This window comes from Spirosoma sp. SC4-14 (genome assembly GCF_037201965.1).
GTDB lineage: Bacteria > Bacteroidota > Bacteroidia > Cytophagales > Spirosomataceae > Spirosoma.
The window spans coordinates 4,492,895-4,511,882 of sequence record NZ_CP147518.1; the positions used below are offsets into that span (position 1 = coordinate 4,492,895).

At 48.1% G+C, this 18,988-nt stretch carries 17 protein-coding genes; 6 read left to right on the top strand and 11 right to left on the bottom strand.

The features are described from left to right. Positions 1–71: 71 nt before the first annotated feature. The 4 genes from WBJ53_RS18310 to kduI all read right to left on the bottom strand — a co-directional run bounded on the left by WBJ53_RS18310 (position 72) and on the right by kduI (position 6,782). Positions 72–3,314 carry a TonB-dependent receptor gene (locus tag WBJ53_RS18310; protein WP_338868735.1) on the bottom strand — a complete coding sequence of 1,081 codons (3,243 nt, stop codon included), beginning with the start codon at positions 3,312–3,314 and terminating at the stop codon, positions 72–74. A 589-nt stretch (positions 3,315–3,903) separates the two neighbouring features. After that, positions 3,904–4,677 carry an SDR family NAD(P)-dependent oxidoreductase gene (locus WBJ53_RS18315; RefSeq protein WP_338868737.1) on the bottom strand — a complete coding sequence of 258 codons (774 nt, stop codon included), beginning with the start codon at positions 4,675–4,677 and terminating at the stop codon, positions 3,904–3,906. A 97-nt stretch (positions 4,678–4,774) separates the two neighbouring features. Next, positions 4,775–5,896, bottom strand: a complete 1,122-nt coding sequence (locus WBJ53_RS18320; RefSeq protein ID WP_338868739.1) for a DUF4861 family protein — start codon at positions 5,894–5,896, stop codon at positions 4,775–4,777. A gap of 1 nt (position 5,897) precedes the next feature. Then, complete coding sequence (gene kduI, locus WBJ53_RS18325) at positions 5,898–6,782, bottom strand: 5-dehydro-4-deoxy-D-glucuronate isomerase (protein WP_338868741.1); 885 nt, start codon at positions 6,780–6,782, stop codon at positions 5,898–5,900. Positions 6,783–7,046: 264 nt separating this feature from the next. Between kduI and WBJ53_RS18330 the strand changes: the two genes are divergently transcribed. The 6 genes from WBJ53_RS18330 (at position 7,047) to WBJ53_RS18355 (ending at position 11,733) form a co-directional block, all read left to right on the top strand. After that, positions 7,047–8,099, top strand: a complete 1,053-nt coding sequence (locus tag WBJ53_RS18330; protein WP_338868743.1) for a histidine kinase — start codon at positions 7,047–7,049, stop codon at positions 8,097–8,099. Positions 8,100–8,121: 22 nt separating this feature from the next. Then, positions 8,122–8,934 carry a LytTR family DNA-binding domain-containing protein gene (locus tag WBJ53_RS18335; protein ID WP_338868745.1) on the top strand — a complete coding sequence of 271 codons (813 nt, stop codon included), beginning with the start codon at positions 8,122–8,124 and terminating at the stop codon, positions 8,932–8,934. A 4-nt stretch (positions 8,935–8,938) separates the two neighbouring features. Then, a complete protein-coding gene (locus tag WBJ53_RS18340; RefSeq protein WP_338868747.1) occupies positions 8,939–10,051 on the top strand; it encodes a DUF3089 domain-containing protein in 1,113 nt (370 codons plus the stop codon). 197 nt (positions 10,052–10,248) lie between these two features. Further along, a complete protein-coding gene (locus tag WBJ53_RS18345; RefSeq protein WP_338868749.1) occupies positions 10,249–10,965 on the top strand; it encodes a PepSY-like domain-containing protein in 717 nt (238 codons plus the stop codon). 108 nt (positions 10,966–11,073) lie between these two features. Then, positions 11,074–11,307, top strand: a complete 234-nt coding sequence (locus WBJ53_RS18350) for a hypothetical protein (RefSeq protein WP_338868752.1) — start codon at positions 11,074–11,076, stop codon at positions 11,305–11,307. A 48-nt stretch (positions 11,308–11,355) separates the two neighbouring features. Beyond that, entirely contained in the window at positions 11,356–11,733 is a 378-nt protein-coding gene (locus WBJ53_RS18355) for a hypothetical protein (RefSeq protein WP_338868754.1), read from the top strand. 111 nt (positions 11,734–11,844) lie between these two features. On the opposite strand, the gene WBJ53_RS18360 is transcribed toward WBJ53_RS18355, so the two are convergent. The 7 genes from WBJ53_RS18360 to WBJ53_RS18390 all read right to left on the bottom strand — a co-directional run bounded on the left by WBJ53_RS18360 (position 11,845) and on the right by WBJ53_RS18390 (position 18,840). Continuing rightward, complete coding sequence (locus tag WBJ53_RS18360) at positions 11,845–12,606, bottom strand: IS5 family transposase (RefSeq protein WP_338868759.1); 762 nt, start codon at positions 12,604–12,606, stop codon at positions 11,845–11,847. Continuing rightward, positions 12,545–12,898 carry a hypothetical protein gene (locus tag WBJ53_RS18365; RefSeq protein WP_338868762.1) on the bottom strand — a complete coding sequence of 118 codons (354 nt, stop codon included), beginning with the start codon at positions 12,896–12,898 and terminating at the stop codon, positions 12,545–12,547. The genes WBJ53_RS18360 and WBJ53_RS18365 overlap by 62 nt, the downstream gene beginning before the upstream one ends. A gap of 324 nt (positions 12,899–13,222) precedes the next feature. Further along, complete coding sequence (locus WBJ53_RS18370; protein ID WP_338868764.1) at positions 13,223–14,773, bottom strand: hypothetical protein; 1,551 nt, start codon at positions 14,771–14,773, stop codon at positions 13,223–13,225. 180 nt (positions 14,774–14,953) lie between these two features. Continuing rightward, a complete protein-coding gene (locus tag WBJ53_RS18375) occupies positions 14,954–15,592 on the bottom strand; it encodes an alpha/beta hydrolase (RefSeq protein WP_338868768.1) in 639 nt (212 codons plus the stop codon). 165 nt (positions 15,593–15,757) lie between these two features. Continuing rightward, positions 15,758–17,299, bottom strand: a complete 1,542-nt coding sequence (locus WBJ53_RS18380) for an RtcB family protein (protein WP_338868770.1) — start codon at positions 17,297–17,299, stop codon at positions 15,758–15,760. Positions 17,300–17,361: 62 nt separating this feature from the next. Beyond that, positions 17,362–18,483, bottom strand: coding sequence for a slipin family protein (locus tag WBJ53_RS18385; RefSeq protein WP_338868772.1), 1,122 nt, complete (start codon positions 18,481–18,483; stop codon positions 17,362–17,364). Positions 18,484–18,693: 210 nt separating this feature from the next. After that, complete coding sequence (locus tag WBJ53_RS18390; protein ID WP_338868774.1) at positions 18,694–18,840, bottom strand: hypothetical protein; 147 nt, start codon at positions 18,838–18,840, stop codon at positions 18,694–18,696. Positions 18,841–18,988 lie beyond the last annotated feature (148 nt).

Consider the following 18,988-nt stretch of genomic DNA (forward strand, 5'->3'; position numbering starts at 1 on the left):
AAAGGCCATTCCTCATTGTTCAGATTCATCTTTCACCGACAAATGGCCCGTATGACTCATGCCTGGTTAGCTTATAAACCGATCTGCAAACCCACCATATAGGTTGTAGGTTTTGGATAGTTATGCCAGATTTCGCCCTGCGAGAACGCACTGCTATCGTTACCCTGGTTGGTTGGTGTAACTTCTGGATCGCCAATGATTTTGTCGTGAACAGCCAGGAAGAAATTCTGCACCGTTGCATATACCCGCAAGCGATTCACCTTGATCTTGTTGAGCACTTCGGGCGTGAAGGTGTAGCCCAGCAACAGGTTTTTACCACGCAGGAACGAGCCATCTTTCACCCAGTGACTATCTACATTGGTTACGTAACCAGCCCGTGTATCGCGGATTTCGGCAATCGGCGTGTTCTGATTGGTTGGCGTCCATGCATTCAGCACACTTTTGTAGCTGTTGGCCAGTGCCTGGCGGTCTTCGCTGGGGTGAAGGTTCATCAGCAGCACATCGTTTCCGTAGGAGAACTGAAGTTCAAGCGTCAGGTCCAGATTATGATACCGGAAGGTATTGGTCATGGCTCCCCACGATTTTGGGCTACCATTGCCAATAATACTCCGGTCGGCATCCGTAATAGCATGGTCGCCGTTTACGTCCAGATACTTGATATCGCCCGGCAGAATAGTCAGACCGTTCCGATAGCTGGTAAACTTAGCCGCTTCTTCGCGTTCTGCTTCGCTCCAGGTACCCAGACGGGTTAGCCCCCAAAACGAACCAACCGGCTGCCCTACCCGAATGATGTTGGTCTGGTTGGTGAAGTTAGGACCACCTACGCCGAAAATATCCGATGGCGTTGCCAGCGACAGAACTTTGTTGCGGTTGAACGAGATATTGAACGTTGTGCTCCACTGGAAACCTCCCCGGTCGATGTTGACCGTGTTCAGGCCAAACTCAAAGCCGTAGTTCTGCATCGAACCCACATTCCGACGGATGGTTGCATAACCGCTGGTGCGAGGTACAGGGGCATCGAGCAGCATGTCGGTTGTTTTCCGGTAGTAGTAATCAGCCTCCAGATTGACGCGTCCTTTAAACAGACCAATTTCCAGACCCACATCGCTCTGGGCTGTTTTTTCCCAGCGCAGATCGGGGTTGGCCAATCGGCTGATGCCAGTTCCGGTTACTTTGGCATCGTTATAGATCGTAGCATAGTTCGAGCTGAGCAATGACAGCGATGTATAGGGCGGAATTTCAGAGTTACCGGTCAAACCAAAGCTGGTCCGAACTTTCAGGTTCGAGATCACCGGATTGCCTTTCAGGAAATTCTCTTCGGTTACGCGCCAGGCCAGTGCAGCCGACGGGAAGAAAGCAAATTTGTGGTTTTCACCAAACTTCGACGAACCATCGGCCCGGCCCGTTACGGTCAGCAGGTAGCGATCTTTGTAGCCATAATTGATACGACCGAAGTATGAGTTAAAGGCAAACCGCGAAGCATCAGACCCAACCGTTGGTAGCGTACTACCGGCTCCCAGGTTGTTGTAGCCAAAATAGTCCGTTGCAAAATTCCGAACACTGGCACTCATGCTAAAAATGTTCGTTTCCTGCCACGAAATACCCAACAGGCCCGTAAACGAATGGTCGGCACCAAACTGTTTGTTATAGGTCAGGTAGTTTTCCAACGACCAGAAACTCTCTTTCCGGTTGCTGGTCGAAGCGGTTCCGTTTGCGCCGATTTCCAGTGTGCGGGTGCTCGACTGATCGTTCTCCTGCGTCTGGATATTTACACCAAGTACGGTGCGCATTTCCAGCCCTTTCGCCAGATTAAGATTCGTAAACAGGCTACCGATTGTGGTCTGTGTATTCAGAATATACCGACGATCCATCAGCCGGTGCACCGAACTCATCGTTCCTTCGGCATACGGATAATCGCGGTTGTTCGCATAGCTTCCATCGGCATACTTAACCGGCAGGAACGGAAAGTCTTCAACAATCTGCCGGGCAACGGCATCGTTCTGGTCGACAATGTTTTCAGACTGGTTGTTGTAGCTTAGGGTTCCGCCAATTTTCAACCATTTTTTCACCTGATCGTCAATCGTAAACCGACCCGAATAGCGTTTCAGATACGATGTTTTGATCAATCCCTGATCATTCCGGTACCCTACCGACAAGGAATATTGAGTCCGTTCGTTACCACCGCTGAAGTTTAACTGATGGTTCTGCGACAGCTTATTTTGCGTTGCTTCTTTCATCCAGTCGGTATCGTACAGAGGATTCAGATTTGCATCAAAAATCCCAGGGTGGGCTGCGCTAAAGGCAGCTCGCCGAACTTTTGGGTCCAGATAAGACCATTTACCAGCCGCCCAGCCAACAGGGTCATATTTTGCCATATTGGCATACGCCAGATCTTCGACCGCCAGATACTCTTTCGCATTCAGCACCTGAGGCCGGTTAGGACCAATGGTATTTACACTGAAGTTGGCATCGTAGGTAACCCGGCCTTCGCCTGCTTTTCCTTTTTTGGTCTGTACCAGAATAACGCCGTTGGCACCTCTGGCTCCATAAATGGCTGTTGAAGAAGCATCTTTCAAAACTTCTACCGAAACAATATCATTCGGGTTAATGTAGTCGATTGGCGAACTAAACTGATTACCCGTGCTTTGTGGCAGCATTACTCCGTCGACCACGTAGAGCGGATTGTTCGATGAGTTGATCGAGCTAAACCCCCGAATCCGAATGGTTGTCCGGCCACCGGGACGCCCCGAGTTTGTGTTTACCTGCACACCCGGCATCCGACCCGAAAGCGCCTGGTTAAGCGACGGTGCCGGACGCTCCTGAAGTTGTGCTTCTTTTACGCTGGCGACAGCCCCCGTCAGATCCGATTTCTTGGTCGTACCATAACCAATCACAACGATTTCGTCCAGTACTTTACTATCGGCTTTCAGTGATATGTCGATGGTAGCCTGAGCACCCACGCGAACCTCTTGTGGCAAATAACCTACAAATGAAAAAACAAGTGTAGCATCGCTATTCGGCACGTCAATTTTATAGCGACCCTCAGAGTCGGTAACCGTACCGCGTTGAGTACCTTTCACAACAATACTCACACCCGGTAAAACAGCATTATTTTCATCCGTAACCCGGCCAGCAATCGACCGATCAAAAGCAATGCGCGTAGAAAAGGTAAAGCGGTTTGCCGGAGCGGCTTTCCGATCTGTGACCGTAGTGGCAAAAGCGAACGTAGTGCAGAAAATAAGTAAAAGGTTGGGCATGAGACATGATCTCACTATCCTCGCAGACAAAGCCTGCGGGCGTAAACGTTTTTGCATAACGATTACTACCGCCCTAAAGCGGCATGTTTAGGTTTGAACAATAGAAATAGCAGAATAGGGCCCTAACCTCTTGCTAGAAATACTTATTTCTCAGTAACTACTCGTTAGAAATTAAAAAAATTTAAGAAATTTTTAAGCTTTTATTAATAATACAAAAAACTATATATCCATATATCTGACAATCAACATACTATCGGAATACAAGTAAACGTTTTATCCTATCTGTAAATTAAATTAACCTTATTTGCCTTAGCTATAACCTAATTATTCAAAAGTTTAGCTGTATATCTGTTTATCAATATGCCTATAAAGGCGTCTTTATCATTTGGAAGTACCTCAGAATCCTAGGCAGGACTTTTGCTTAGCGTTGTGCCAGCGTATGATGCGCTGTGGTTTGTTTTTTATGGGCTATAGAGTCGTGGCAAGGCGCTAAGCGAAACCCTGGTAAGCATATTCTGGCAGTCCAGGTAAGGTTTCTTCCTGAAACTTGTCTGCGTTAATGATTTGTCGGCAACAAGTATCGTTGTGTCATCAACAAAAAACCCCGACGCTGGCCGGGGTTTTCATGATTACAAAGCCGATTGGCTCATCGACCCATCCAGCCTCCATCGACCGTAAGAATCGTACCATGCACATAATCGGAAGCCGACGAAGCCAGGAAGACCGCTGGCCCTTTAAAATCGTCGGGCTCGCCCCACCGACCGGCTGGAATACGGTCGAGAATGGCTTTACTCCGAACCGGATCGTTCCGTAAGGCTTCCGTATTATCGGTCGAAATATAGCCCGGAGCAATGGCATTTACGTTGACCCCTTTAGAGGCCCATTCGTTTGCAAACGCTTTAACCAGGCTACCAACAGCGCCTTTGCTGGCAGCATAACCCGGCACATTGACGCCCCCCTGAAACGTAAGCAGCGACGCGGTAAAAATAACTTTCCCCCTCCCCCGTTCAAGCATATCTCTGCCAATGTCGCGGGTCAGAATAAACTGTGCCGTCTGATTAATGGCAATCACCTCATCCCAGTATTCGTCAGGATGTTCGGCAGCCGGTTTGCGAAGAATCGTTCCGGCGTTATTAATCAGAATATCAATAACGGGGTGGTCTTTTTTAACCTGCTCAAGAAATGCATAAATAGCCTCCCGTTTACCAAAATCGGCCTGGTAGGCATAGAATTTACGTCCGCGCTGTTCAACAGCTTCTGCAACGGCACTCCCCGTTGGCTCAAGATTGGCCGAAACACCAATAATATCAGCACCTGCTTCGGCCAGAGCCTCAGCCATTGCCTTACCAATACCGCGTTTGCAACCCGTAACCAGTGCCAGTTTCCTGGCAAGTGAAAAAGAATCAGTAACTATGCTCATAAAAAATAGTTGGTTTGGGTAGTTGGGTTTATGGTTTACGGTTGCGCTGCCTTAGTATGGTGTATGCTAATAAGCAGCGCAACCGTAAACCGAATACCTATTTCCCTACCGTCACCATGGGAGGAGTTTTCAATTGATCGGCGAATTGGTGCAGGTAGGCGAACCAGTCATCGCCCGATGTAATACGTCCGGCTTTGTCCCAGGCCCCGCCCGAATAGTAAATAATAGTGTTTCCGGATTTCACACTAAGTTTAGCCAGTCCATGCTGATATTTTCGCTGCATCGATACGGGAGTAGCAGGAAAAATACAACCAACGCCAATAGTGCCATCGTCGCCGTGTTTCGGCTCCCAGTAGCCCAGAATCCCCTTCGTTTCATTAAGCAGCAGCGGGCTGGCCTCCGGGCGAAGGGTTATCCCGGCAACCATAGGCAACGCTTTATCCGACGTATGGGCAATACTGACCTGCACCTTACTTAGTTGCGAACCGGCATCCAGCGACACCGTTCGGGTTTCGTTTACCGTGATGCCATTGAATGTATACGGATCGAATTTAACCCGGAAAGTCGACCGAAGTGGGCCATTATCCAGAATCTCCCACGAACGGTAATTGTGAATAAACTGAATTGAATCGTTCAGAAAAACGCCAATATCGCCCGCCCCCAGGGTTAGCCCGACATGATAATAATCGAGCCCTTCGCCGTGGTCTTTGTGGTAATCATTCTGTTTATACCACTTATTCAGAATCAGCGCATTCGTACGTTTCGCCCAGATGTCGGAACCGTAGGCATTATCGGGGCGGCCATTCAGCGCTGCTCCGTAGATACGAAAGGCCACCCGATCGTTCTCCCAGGCAAAATCGTCGTATCGTTCGGGAACATAGCGGCAGTAGGTTTTCGATTCCACATTAGCGGGCTGGCCTTTCTGAAGGGTTAACACAATACGCTGTCTGGGTTCCAGAGAAACCTGTACCAGCAGATTCTGTATGGTCTTATGGCCACGATGTTCAAGCTGATACGCTACTTCATTCGCTCCCTGCAAAACCTGCAAATGCGCCGTATCGACCTGCGGATAGGCTTTTATAACAGTTGCCCACGGTATCTCTACAACCGTTTGCCGGAGTGAAACCGAACTTGGGTTTCGGATAGTCAGTGTTGTGCTCTGACCAACTACCATCCCCGACAAAGCAATCAAAATGGCTACTAGAAATAAACTTCTCATCTTATTTTAAATCGGTAATCGCACAGAAATCCATATCGCCATAGTCGAGGTTTTCACCGGCCATTCCCCATATAAATGTATAGCTGGACGTACCAGCCCCGGAATGAATCGACCAGTTGGGCGATATAACAGCCTGTTCGTTCTGCATCCAGATATGGCGGGTTTCCTGCGGTTGTCCCATAAAATGACAGACCGACTGACCGTCGGGCACTTCAAAATAGAAGTACACCTCCATGCGTCGGTCGTGTGTATGCGCGGGCATTGTGTTCCAGACACTACCGGTTTTCAGTTCGGTCATACCCATCTGTAGCTGACAGGTTGGCAATATACTATTAACCAGCAGTTTATTGATGACACGATGATTGGCCGTTTCAAGGCTTCCTAACTCAACAACTTCGGCATCTGTCCGTGCTACTTTACGGGTTGGATAAGGCTTATGGGCTGGGGTTGAGTTCAGGTAGAATCGGGCGGGTGCGGTGGCATCGTGCGAACTAAACTGTACTTTTTTTATACCCCGGCCAATATACAAAGCCTCTTTGAAGTCAAGATCGATTGAATCACCATCAACCACAACCCGGCCAGAGCCCCCCACATTGATGATGCCCAGTTCGCGACGTTCCAGAAAATAATCAGCCCTAAGCTGATCGGGCACCGATAGTGTAGCGGGGCCTTCAACCGGCATAATCCCTCCCGTGAGGTAGCGGTCGAAAAATGACAGCACCCACCGAAACTGATCGGCTACGAATAGATTTTCGATCAGGAAAGTTTGCCGAAGCTGTTCGGTAGTCATCCCCTTCACTTCATTGGGTGAGGTGGCGTATCGGCTTTCAAAAACCACCTCCCGGTCAGTTGGCTGTTCTGCTAGTGTTGTCCGTTCTGTTTGCATACGTGTATTGATTGGCAGCCTCGGTAGTTGCCCGATCCTGGCATTACAGTCTCAGAATCGTTTTCTACAAGTGCGATTTCATAGAAGAATAGGCACTTATGTTTCAAAAATACTCTTTAGGTCTAAAATAAATGTCTTCCTGGCAATTCCGGTAACCCTGCCCTACTGTTGGGTTCGCAGTTCGATTTATCAGCTTAACCCGCTGTTTCGGTGGTTTCACCTTTTTTTTAACCTGAAAACCCTCCCAACTCGCTATCTTGGATTATGAATGTTCGTTTATCGTGGCGTCAGATTGCCGCCATTGCATCGCTCATTGTAGCCGTTCTGGTCAACCTCCCACTCATTACTCTAACAACCCATTCGCGCTGGGTGGCGGTGCCGGGTGTGCCCGATAGCAGTTTCACCTTCAGCCGTTTGTTTTTTCATACCCTTTTTACCTTTTTCTTTATCGAACTGAACCGATATGTGCTGCCCAAAAAACTATATCGGTCGCGGATGAATCTCGTTGGCTGGTATGGCATCAACTTTCTGCTCTACCTGTTTCTGGTTGGGCTGTTCGTCGTCGTTGTGTTATTCTGGTATTCCGAACGGCCTTTGCTGGTCATTATCACCTCCTATTTCCGTACGTTTTTCGTCTGGATAACAGCCCTGGTTCTTGGTAACTTTCTGACCGTACTGCAGCAAAATCGGGCCATGCAGGCCGAGAACGAACAACTCAAACAACAGAGCCTGCAAGCCCAGCTCGACGCACTAAAAGCCCAGCTCAACCCGCATTTCCTGTTCAATTCGCTCAATGCCCTTAGTTCGCTCATTCGCGAAGGCGGACCAGCGAGCCAGCAGTACCTGACCAAACTCTCGCAGGTACTGCGCTATTCGTTACAGGTGCAGCAGCAAACACTTGTTCCGTTTGCCGAAGAAATGCAGTTTACCGCAGCCTATTCCTATCTGCTAACGATTCGCTTCGGCAGCAATCTCCGAATCGACAATGAACTTCCAGACCAGGCTCCGTGGCAGATTCCGCCTATGTCGCTGCAACTGCTCATTGAAAATGCCGTTAAACACAACATTGTTTCGAACACTCGCCCGTTGACCATTCATCTGACAACCGATGGCGACAACAAGTACATCGCCGTCAGCAATGTGAATCAACCCAAAACCGAACCCGCCGATGGCATGGGGAGCGGGTTAGCCAATCTGAACAGCCGATTTCAGTTGCTGACGGGTCAGTCGATCCAGCTTAGTCAAACCGATGGCGAGTTTTGCGTACGTCTACCCATTATCCCCCTTTCCAACCACGAGTTATCGAACCCTGCCTGATAACCGTAAACCAACCCGTACAATGCGTGTATTGATTATTGAAGACGAACAGATGGCAGCAAATCACCTGACGGCCTTGCTTCGGGATATCGAACCATCGCTGACGGTGCTCGGCATTCTGGACAGTGTTGACGATGGTCGGCTACAGTGGCCCCACCTCCCGACACCCGATCTGATTTTTTCAGACATTCAACTGGCCGATGGCCTTTCGTTTTCGCTGCTGGAACAGGTACCTGTGCCCTGCCCCATTATTTTCACAACAGCCTACGACGACTATGCTATTCGGGCATTCAAGCTCAACAGCATCGACTACCTGCTCAAACCCATCGAAGCCGAAGCGCTAGCCGCCAGCTTACACAAATACCGTTCGCTGGCCCGCCCGGCCACCACCGATCTGGTCCGACAGATGCAAACGCTCCTGAGTAGTCAGGCTTTTCTGACGCAAACGTATCGGCAAAGCTTTCTCATTCAGTTTCGGGATAAGCTACTGCCCATTAAGGTGTCGGACATTGCCTATTTTTCCATTGAGGGTGGTGTCGTTTCGGCCACTCTCGTTAACCGTGTGACGGACCACCGTGTGACGGACCACCGTGTGACGGTTCAGCCAATCAGCTACCCAATTGATCTGAAACTGGAAGAGCTGGAAACACAGCTCGACCCCCAGCAGTTTTTTCGGGCCAATCGGCAGTTTGTGGTGTCGCGCAACAGCATCCGCGAAGCTGAGCTGTATTTCAACGGGCGGCTACAACTCAAGCTCCAACCCGAGCCTACAACGCCGGTTCTGATTAGCAAAGACCGTGCTCCGCAATTCAAAAAATGGATGGAAGCCTTCTGACCGTATGAAATCGACGCTACTCATACTTTTCACCTGCCTGACATATTTCACTGCCTCTGCCCAGCGGGGACGGCTCATGCAGCAGATGCTCGAACGGAGTTTCGAGCGAAATTCGGCCCCAACAACCGGCCCAACTCCCGATTATAGCAAGCTCTATTACTGGGCAGCCTCCCCCCACAAACACGATCCGGCCGACAGTATTCCGGCTTTTCTGAAATCGGAACAGCGCGATAGTACGGCCGATGTTTTTTTTATCCACCCAACAACTTTCGCCACCGGCATTCACTCCGAAGCCGATGCCAGCGAACCCTCTACTGAACGGGTCAATTTAATGACCGAACTGAAAACCTCGGCCTGGAATGCCGACCTGAGCGATACGGCGCTGAATCGCCTGACCGATCTACGCCCTATTTTATATCAGGCTTCGGTGTTTAACGGCAGTTGCCGGGTGTTTGCGCCACGGTATCGACAGGCCAGCCTGAAAGCGTTTTTTGTACGCAGTTCGCCCAGCGCACAAGCGGCTTTCGATCTGGCGTATAGCGATGTCAGAAAAGCCTTTCAGTATTATCTGGAACATGATAACCACGGTCGACCCATCGTCATTGCGTCGCACAGCCAGGGCAGTTTACACGCGATTCGGCTGTTGCAGGAGTTTTTTGATGGAAAACCATTGCAGCAGCAACTGGTATGCGCCTATATAGTCGGCTATCAGATTGAGAAAAAAGCCTTCCAGAAACTACCCATTGGCAATTCGCCAACCGCAACGGGCTGTGTAGTGGGCTGGCGGTCGTATCAGGAAGGGGAACGACCACGAGGCATTAATGCTGAAAATGGCAATTCGGTTTGTGTAAATCCGCTAACCTGGACAACCAGCAGCCAATGGGCCTCCCGCGAATTGCATCTGGGCGCGTTGCGACATTTCACGGAACTATTGCCGCATAGCATCAGCGCAGGTATTGAACCCGAGTTGGCCATTTTGTGGGTTCGTTTCCCCGACGGCATCGACGAACGCGCCAAACGGTTAAAAAACCTGCATGTGCTCGACTATAACCTGTTCTGGATGAACATCCGCACAAATGTCCGCCAACGCATCGCTGCTTATCATAAAACAAAATAGAGCCGCAAGTCGGGCAGCAACCGTGACTGACTTGTGGTGAAAGCCCCGACGAAAATTCACCGTAACTTCAGGTTGTTTGAGTTGCCTATCTGCCACTTTCACGTTTGTTTTCCAGCGGTGCCTTCATCCAACGGCTAGGTTTGTATCGTCGCTTTTCGGCAAGCGTAATCCGATAAACAACAAACCAACACTTACGTATGAAACGATTTTGGGCAATTGGCCTGACAACCCTAACTCTCAGTCTGGCCGCCTGCCAGAAAGACAACAATTCGCCTGCTCCTGACGATGCAACGGCCCGCATAGCCACAACCACAGGTGGTAAGCTCATGGTAGTAAGTCCCGACAAACTCCCCGACGCAATCAAAACCTACATCCAGAATCAGTATGCCAGTGCCACCATCAGACAGGCGGGGAAAGGACCGCGAGGAAACTATGCTGTGCTGGTTGACCAGAACGGCACCGAAACCGTCCTGTTTTTTAAAGCGGATGGTAGTTTCAAAACTGAGCATACATTGAAGGTAAAAAGCCTGGGTGCCTCAGCACTCCCAACACTGGCAAACACTTACATCCAGAAGCATTACCCGAATGCTGCCATCCGGCGGGTAGCACAGGGGCCACGTGGAAACTACGGTGTTCTCCTTCAATCCGGCAACACCTACGAACTGCTGGTCTTCACGAAAAACGGGGTTTTTCTGAAACAGATCGACCGAGCATCGGGCGGTAAGTTGATTGAAACCAGCGAACTACCATCCGCCATCACGACCTACATAACCAGCAACTATGCCGGTGCCACCATCAAACAGGCCGGACAAGGCCCCAAAGGCAACTACGGAATCGTGATTGAGATCGGCGGCAAACGCAAAGCGCTCATCTTCGATCAGACGGGTACCTTTTTAAAAGAAGTAAGTCGGTGAATTAATTGCATTCGGCGTCATTAGTCATTGGATTCCTCTCTTGTATTAAAAAGCTAATGACTAATAACCAATGACAACTAACTAATGACCAATCAACAATCAATTAACATGAACACGTTGAAACGAGTAGCTGGTTTATTGCTGGCAGTAAGTCTTCTGGGAAGTGCCTGGGCCAATGCGCAGGTGGTTGTAGTCCGTCGGCCCGTCCGGCCTGCGGTTGTAGTAGTTCGGCCTCGGCCCGTAATAATGCGTCGTCCGGTGGTGGTTGCTCCGCCCGTTGTGGTGGTTCCGGCACCACCGGTGGCCGTTGTGGCTCGCCCTCGCCGGGTAGTGGTATGGTAGAAACGAACAACAGTTAATGAACAATTTGCAAAAACACAACTAAAAGTCATGAAAAACAACCTGTTAACAATCGCCTTATCGTTCTCATTACTTCTGGTTTCTATCAGCTCATTTGCCCAGCAGCGGCAGGTGGGCACACCCGAAGAACGCGCCAGCCGACAGACCACCCGTATGAAAGAAGCCCTGAACCTGTCGCCCGATCAGGAAACGGCCGTAGCCAGTATCAACCTGAAATACGCCAAACAGGCACAGCCCCTGCTCGAAACGGGAAGCCGGAACCTGAAAACCGCACGGGAAGCCCGGTCAATAATGAAAAGCAAAGACGATGAACTGGAAAAAGTGCTGACCAAAGAGCAATTCAAGCAATATCAGGACATCAAGGAAGAAATGCGTAGCGCCATGAAAGAACGCCGTCGGCAGCGGTAACAATTGGCTCATTGCTCATGCGCGATACAGGGCTTTCTTATAAAAACGTTGAACCCTGGAAGGGTGGCATTTTTATAAGAACGTGTTGGGGAATTTTATTTGGTGAAGCAGTCAAAGGCGTTGTAGCATGATCTGAATGTTTGCTAAATACAGCCAACTCACCGAAGAAGATAGCGTGTACTCGTAATCTTTGACGATGCGCCGGAAGAAATTCGTCCAGGCAATGCTCCGTTCAACGACCCATCGCTTGGCCACAGGCACAAAACCTTGGGTTGATTCGGGACGCGAAGCCTTCTCGAAATCGATGCTCCACTCGGTTAATGCCTGGGCAAAAGCTCCATTGTAAGCCTGATCGCCGTAAACCTTCTCCAGGCGTTCCCCAACTCGCCAAAGGATTGTCCCAATCAGAGAAATTGACGCCGGTCCTTCTGCTTCATTTGCCGCATGCACATCGACCACCCACAAGCGGCCGTCGGTATCCACGACGAACTCTCGTTTTCGCCCGTTGACGCGTTTATTGACGTCCATACCCCGGTGTTCGCAGATCATGGGATTTAACTTAACACTTTGTGCATCAATGCATAGAACAGATGGCTGAGCTTCCTTACCCACTCGTTTTCGGTCTGATTGATTCAAGGCTGCGTTGATTCGTTCGAAGGTGCCGTCCTGCTTCCAGCGGTCAAAGTAATAGTAAACCGCCTGCCAGTTAGGCCATTGCGGTGGCAGGTTCCGCCATTGACAACCGGTTCGCAGCAGCCACAGAATAACGTTGATGATCTGGCGCAATTCATGTTTTCGCTTGCGTTTGAGGTCAAAGAAAGGCGAAATTGCGTCCCATTGAGGGTCGGTCAGTGGTTGCCACTGTTTGGTCATCACTTTGCATTTTGGTCGATACAAAGTTGACACGACTCTCAACTCTTTTCAATTCCCCAACACGCTCTAAGAAAGCCCTGTAACCGCAATTATGCTTAGAATATTCACCAAAATTTCTCTGCGTAATTCGTTTACCTTCTAAAATTCGTTGTTGGTTTCGTCTAACATCATCCCAAATTCTTTGCTCGTCACCTTTGGTTAGCTCTTGCCCTAAATGTTCAACCTCAACAAATGTTTTTGGGTCTTTAAGTTGAAGAAAGTCAAATGTTTTTTTTAAATTGTTTATGTGCATACTCTCTAACGGCTATTTTGTCGTCAAGTGTCAATTTTTCGTTCTCCACAATGAGCGATAAAGTCCAAGCGTATTAAAGTCTTTATACTTCTTATAATTGTCAATGTAAAAGAAGTATTCCTCTAATGTAAGGGTATTGAATCTTTGTGCTATTTCCATTTTATCATTGTTAGAGTGCCGTTGTTTAAACTTGCCTCTAACGGTTTCGGGCTTGGTAAAGGTGGCATGTTGATGCGAAGAATCAATGTTTTATTAACCACAAATGTGTCTGCGGAGCACTGAACCGCCACTTTTGCCAAACCTGTGTTACAAGCTGGCCTTCTCTTATTTGAAGTAAAAGTCAAGTCCATTTACTGGGTTTGTTTTAAAATATTGTTTGTATTCGTGTGTCTCATTTACGAAGTCAAAAATTTGTTTTGCTCTTTCAATTTCTCCTTGTTTAGGTATTGAAAATAGCCTTACCGCTCTTGCTCTCCAAATTTGCAAATATCCAAATGCCAATTGTCTTATGTTTTCGTTTTTATCAATTGTTCCAATCATCAATTCGGGGATTGCTGCCCAACCGCCAACTTTGTTAAAGAGTTTGAGCATTGACTTTTTTAAATCACAATTACCTATTTCGTAAATGTTTCTTGCTTTTGTCAAAACTTCTTGCCTCGGAATGTCCGATAGAAATTCAATTATTACATTTCTAAGTCCAAGATAAGAGTTGTCAAGGTTTGCAAGTGCAAAATCATAAGCACTTTCTTCATCAAGTTTGCAAAGCGCTAAAAACGCTGTCTTTTTAACTCTTATTTTTTTGTCATTCAGATACGACTTAACTATTTCCGAATAGTGTTTTTCTTCGGTTTCAGCAAGTCCGCTTAATGAACCAACAACCTGATAGTTTCTATGTAAGTTGTCGTTGTAAAATTTCGCAAAGTCAATGTTTGATTGTTTAAGCGTAAACCTTGCAAAATGTCTTATTGTAGCTGAATTGTCCGCTAAAAATTTCTTTGCAGTTGTTTTAAAACCGTTTTGGTCTTTCAAGCAATAAAGTGTTTGAAGTCGAACATTCGCTGATTTGTCATTCAATAATTCTTCGATTTCTGCTTGTCCAAGTTTATTAAAGTGGTTTATTGCAAAGTTCCTAATTAAAAAATGATTGTCAGTTAAGAACAGTTTTAATTCTTGCGAATTTTCCCTAAGTGAACTTGAAATGTGTCTTGCTAAAAGTATTCTTATTTTGTCTGGGTATTTCTTGAAATTATCAATTACATATGCCCTTTTTTTAGAAACAAGAAACTCAAGAGTTTCTTGGTAAATTCCGCTAAGGTTTGTCCGCTCAACTTTTTGTAGCCACTCAAAAATCGGTAAATTTTCAATTAAGTTGTCAACGTAGTTGATAGTTATAAAGTTGTGAATCCCTTTTAGTGCAGCTTGTCGAACTGGTAAAACCCAATCTGCTAAACGATAGATTAAAAATTGTATAGCCTTTGGACTGTCAACTTGAGAAAGTTTTTTAACTGCTTTTTCTCTTACGTATCCGCTTCTGTTTAATGAACTTATTGCCAATAACTCAACAAATTGATCTTTGGGAAAATTATTTTCGTAAAAGTCAATGTCACTTTTTGAAATGCCGCAATGTTTTAGAGTGTCGTAATATCCTTTTTTGCTGTCTACCTTTTTGAATAGGTGAATTATTGTCCTGCAAGCAGTTTCTCTTATTTCTTTGTTGTCGTCTTTTAGAAAATCTGTCAAGTTCGATATAAGACTTGGATAACCATCACTGGCTATTTTGGTCAAGGCGTTAATTTTATCTTCTGTGTTGTCCTTTGAGAAAAACCAAGTCTTGTTAGGTCGTCTTAAAATTTCTATGTATTGCCAAATTTCCATTTCTTGTTGTGTCGTCTTTTAGGCTTGCATACAACGTTGAAGCATTGGCGTTGTGGCGGAAATAACCTTCCGTCAGCCGAATTTAGCACAAAAGCTAAATAGTAGTACAAATGTTGAGCATATGCTCGTCAGCCGCCATAACGCCAATGCAATGTTGGCGGCAGTGCCTTTTTCGCGATGTTATAGCAACCTACGTATTTTTTTAGTTAGTTCGTCCGCTTTGTTTACTGTCATAAAATGTCCACCACAACTCACTTTCAAGTCGCAGTCAACAAAACATAAAGGTAAAATTTTGTCCGCTGTTCCGTGAATATGCATTAGGTTTTTGTGTAGTGTTTGGTTTTTCCATTTTACAATTTTGTCGATAGACCATTTTAAAAATTCAGCGTTTGTATCGTGCAAAATGTTGGCTAGCATTCTTTTGTCATTGTTGCTTTGTGTACCAAAAAACCAATAGCTCAAGACATTTGGTCGTTTCATAATTGCTATCGGCAATAGTTTGTGAATGTTTAAACGTCCTGCAAGTCGATAGTAAAAAGGTATTTCATTTTTTGTCTTTGCCGATGCAATAATAATAATTTTTTCTGTGTCAATATGCTTTGCGACTTCTATTGCCATAATTCCGCCAAATGAAAGTCCTAACAAAATTGGTCTTTCAGTTCCAATTTGTTCTTTCAGCCGACAAGCATAATGTTCAATCGTTTCACCTTTTGTTGGTTGTGTCCAACGAATAAAAGTTGTGTCAAAGCCTGAAAAGTCTAAATGTTTGAAAACCCTTTCGTCCGCTCCCAATCCGCTAAATATATAGATGCTTTTCATTCGGTCGTCTTTCACTTGTAGAGGCTCACGGCATTGCCGCCAACTCATAAATATACGCATATTTCCCCTACTCCTACGGTCTCAATCCACCAGCTATTATGCGTATTTACGAAACGTGAAATCTCCCCAAAAGCAGCAAGCTTTCGGGGAGAAAAATACCACTTCTCAATCCTCGCGGCCTTCCTTGCGGTTGGCGTCGGCCATGCGGACAATTTTGGGCGTAAACTTCGCCAGTACCGATACCAGATCGTGCTGGGCACCGATAACGGTCTCGATGTCTTTGTAAACCATTGGCGCTTCGTCGAGGTCGCCACCGATCAGTTCAATATCGGCATCCCGTAAGGCTTTGTTAAGCTGCGAGCGCGTAATGCTGTTGAACGCCTGCGTCCGCGACATCACCCGACCAGCCCCGTGCGAAGCCGAATTCAGCGCATCGGCAAAGCCACGGCCACGCACCACAAAGCCCGGTTTCGTCATCGAGCCCGGAATAATGCCGAGCACATCGGGTCCGGCGGGCGTTGCCCCCTTGCGGTGAACAATTACCTCCTGCCCGTCGGGCATTTGCTCCTTCCAGGCAAAATTGTGGTGATTTTCGATCCTGACGAGCGGTTTCTCGCCCAGCACTTTGGCCAGCTTGTTATGAATTTCGTGGTGGTTGGCCGACGCATAGTCACCGGCCAGGTTCATGGCAATCCAGTACTCCTGCCCTTCTTCGGTGTTCAGATCGAGCCAGGCCAGGTGAGCCGCCTGCTTCGGCAAACGGGTTTTCTGCATGGCCAGTTTAGAGTAGTAGTTGGCAACCGCCCCACCGAATCCGCGCGAGCCTGAATGCGACAGCAACGCCAAATATTCGCCCGGTGGCAGGTTCAGATGTGCGCCTTCTGCCGCTGCGTCGTCGCTATAGACCTCCACAATACCCCACTCCACAAAGTGGTTGCCCGTACCGGAGCTTCCGAGTTGTCGGTAGGCTTTGTCTTTCAGGTCGCGGATCACCTTCGTGGCTCTCCATTCGGGCAAATCCATCACCGACTCGTCGTATTTTTCGCGGGTTTCGCCACCAATTCCGAATTTGGTTTGCTCAACCAGCGACCGTTTCAACAGATGCGGTTCACGCTTTAAAAACGTGGGCGGCAGATCGAACACCGACAGACACATCCGGCAGGCAATATCGACCCCAACCGCAAACGGAATCACCGTATTGGCCGTAGTTGCCAGCACCCCACCGATCGGCAATCCGTAGCCCTGATGGGCGTCGGGCATGAGCGCACCAGCCACCGAAATGGGCAGGCTGGCAGCCGTTTCCATCTGCTTCAGGGCACCTTCTTCAATATGCTCCCGACCGAATACGGCATAGGGCAATGGTCCCGTTCGCAGGTCGAAGGTTCGCTCGGTCTGGTTGCCGGTAGCGGCCAGTACATACGGCTCAGGTTCGGGTGGCAGGTAAGTAGCCCCTACCTCGCTCAGCGGAATCAGTACGCCCTGTTTAGCCAGATCGTAAACCGACCGCGCCAGATTCGTGACTTTATTACGCGAATAGGCAAACTTTTTCGGGTTCTGGAGCATCTGCGCCAGCAATCCCATCGCTCTTTCTTTAGAGTAGTCGGCTCGCTGCACCAGCCCGTTGGCCACGCGCAGGAATGCGTTATGTAACGGCTCAGGAATAGGCCCAAGCGTCAGAATGTCGTCAATTAAAAATGGTACTTCCATATAGGTTTTAGATTTTCGCAGGCGTAGTATTCGCTACACGTAACTACGCCTGGACTAGCTCATTATTTTTTAGTAACAGCATAGCGTTTACGGACGAAAAGCTGTTTCAACTGATCGACCATAGAGCCATCGTTCGATACGGAAATTGAGCTGATTTTATCCGCGATTTTCTCAACGTATTCCATCTCTTTCAGTTTCCAGAGCATTTCGTTGTCTTCCATCAGTTTGGCCGTGTTCAGCAGGCTCCGGGTCGAAGCGGTTTCTTCCCGACGCATGATGCTGTTTGCCTGTGCTTTCTTTTCGGCCATCAATACCTGATTCATGATGTCGCGCATATCGCCCGGCAAAATAATGTCGCGTACCCCACCGCTACGCAGGTCTACCCCCAGTTCCGACGCTTTGGCGGCCGTAGCCGACAGCACATAGAGAGCCAGATCGCCTTTTTTGTCGAGCAATTCATCGAGCGTCAGGCTACCGATATACTCGCGCAGCGCCAACTGAATCGACACGTACAACTGCTTATCGTACTCTTTATTTTCGACCAGGGCTTTGATAATGTCCTGCACCTGATATTGAACAAAGAAACTCAACCGCAGCGAGGCTTTGTCTTTGGTCAGAATTTCCTGTCCCGACACTTCCATCTGCTGCTGGCGCGTATCGACTTTCGCCACATGAATCGGCGTGCTGTTTTTCCACCAGGAATAGACTCCGGGTTTCAAAATCCGGTCGAACGTCCAGTCGATAAACAAAACACCCTGCTCCTGTGCTTCAATGGTAAACGTACGAACATAAGCAGACAATGGCGCTGCCGTCAGCAAAACCGGGTCGACAGTAGCCGGAATCCCGATCTGGCGTAAATCGGCTTTCTGGTAATCGTACTGTTTGATACCTTTCCAATAAGCCCAGCGACCCTTCGGCAAAATCGACAGAAAAAGGCCTTTTTCATATTGCAGCGCAATTTCAGGGTCTTTTACTTCGACTATATCGAGCGCAGCCGCCACGTCGGGATACGACAGCAGCACGTCCAGATCGCAGGGAGCATTCTGTAGTCGCTCTCCCCGGTTAAACACATGGACGGTTTCGTTAAGCCAAAACCAATGTTTGCCTTCCGAAAGAATTCGTTTATACCCGCCTTGTTTAAACACAAGCCCGATTTGCCAGGCCTGGATGCGTACAGTTTTCATCGTTATTTATTGGTTTACGGTATTTAGTTTTTGGTCTATTGTTGTTTCGCCCGTCGGCATACAACCCTCTAATGCAGATAAACGATAAACAATAAAACCCGCTTGGAGCTATCCATCTGGCCAGAGCGGAAGCCGGTTGACGAGTGCCCTGGTACGATGCGGTGCGAATCGATCAGACCAACGACTGCTTTTAGACAGGCAATTGCCTTTTCAAAGCAACTTATCGATCAGAGCACATAGGCTACGGCAACGTACGCCGACAAACGCGGTATTGGCCTGCTGGCCTGGGCCAAATTGTTGTGCTTCCGACGAATCGGTCGCCCAACCAGATAGCTCCTGCGTAGTTTTCTGGAACATGGTGACCTGTTTTAGAAGTGGTCGGCTTCCCCATCCAATGGATCAACCTTTACAGCGTTGATAGCAGGATTCGAACCTGCATTTTCCTGTTGCTCTACCCCCTGAGCTACACTGCCGAAACAGCGGGAGGATTCGAACCTCCGGCCTA

Bases quoted from the DNA above. Each gene is read 5' to 3' on its own strand.
- WBJ53_RS18335 (WP_338868745.1), top strand. From the start codon at position 8,122: ATGCGTGTATTGATTATTGAAGACGAACAGATGGCAGCAAATCACCTG.
- WBJ53_RS18350 (WP_338868752.1), top strand. From the start codon at position 11,074: ATGAACACGTTGAAACGAGTAGCTGGTTTATTGCTGGCAGTAAGTCTT.
- WBJ53_RS18310 (WP_338868735.1), bottom strand. From the start codon at position 3,314: ATGCAAAAACGTTTACGCCCGCAGGCTTTGTCTGCGAGGATAGTGAGA.
- kduI (WP_338868741.1), bottom strand. From the start codon at position 6,782: ATGCAAACAGAACGGACAACACTAGCAGAACAGCCAACTGACCGGGAG.
- WBJ53_RS18340 (WP_338868747.1), top strand. From the start codon at position 8,939: ATGAAATCGACGCTACTCATACTTTTCACCTGCCTGACATATTTCACT.
- WBJ53_RS18375 (WP_338868768.1), bottom strand. From the start codon at position 15,592: ATGAAAAGCATCTATATATTTAGCGGATTGGGAGCGGACGAAAGGGTT.
- WBJ53_RS18355 (WP_338868754.1), top strand. From the start codon at position 11,356: ATGAAAAACAACCTGTTAACAATCGCCTTATCGTTCTCATTACTTCTG.
- WBJ53_RS18380 (WP_338868770.1), bottom strand. From the start codon at position 17,299: ATGGAAGTACCATTTTTAATTGACGACATTCTGACGCTTGGGCCTATT.
- WBJ53_RS18315 (WP_338868737.1), bottom strand. From the start codon at position 4,677: ATGAGCATAGTTACTGATTCTTTTTCACTTGCCAGGAAACTGGCACTG.
- WBJ53_RS18330 (WP_338868743.1), top strand. From the start codon at position 7,047: ATGAATGTTCGTTTATCGTGGCGTCAGATTGCCGCCATTGCATCGCTC.
- WBJ53_RS18360 (WP_338868759.1), bottom strand. From the start codon at position 12,606: ATGACCAAACAGTGGCAACCACTGACCGACCCTCAATGGGACGCAATT.
- WBJ53_RS18370 (WP_338868764.1), bottom strand. From the start codon at position 14,773: ATGGAAATTTGGCAATACATAGAAATTTTAAGACGACCTAACAAGACT.
- WBJ53_RS18365 (WP_338868762.1), bottom strand. From the start codon at position 12,898: ATGCACATAAACAATTTAAAAAAAACATTTGACTTTCTTCAACTTAAA.
- WBJ53_RS18345 (WP_338868749.1), top strand. From the start codon at position 10,249: ATGAAACGATTTTGGGCAATTGGCCTGACAACCCTAACTCTCAGTCTG.
- WBJ53_RS18385 (WP_338868772.1), bottom strand. From the start codon at position 18,483: ATGAAAACTGTACGCATCCAGGCCTGGCAAATCGGGCTTGTGTTTAAA.
- WBJ53_RS18320 (WP_338868739.1), bottom strand. From the start codon at position 5,896: ATGAGAAGTTTATTTCTAGTAGCCATTTTGATTGCTTTGTCGGGGATG.
- WBJ53_RS18390 (WP_338868774.1), bottom strand. From the start codon at position 18,840: ATGTTCCAGAAAACTACGCAGGAGCTATCTGGTTGGGCGACCGATTCG.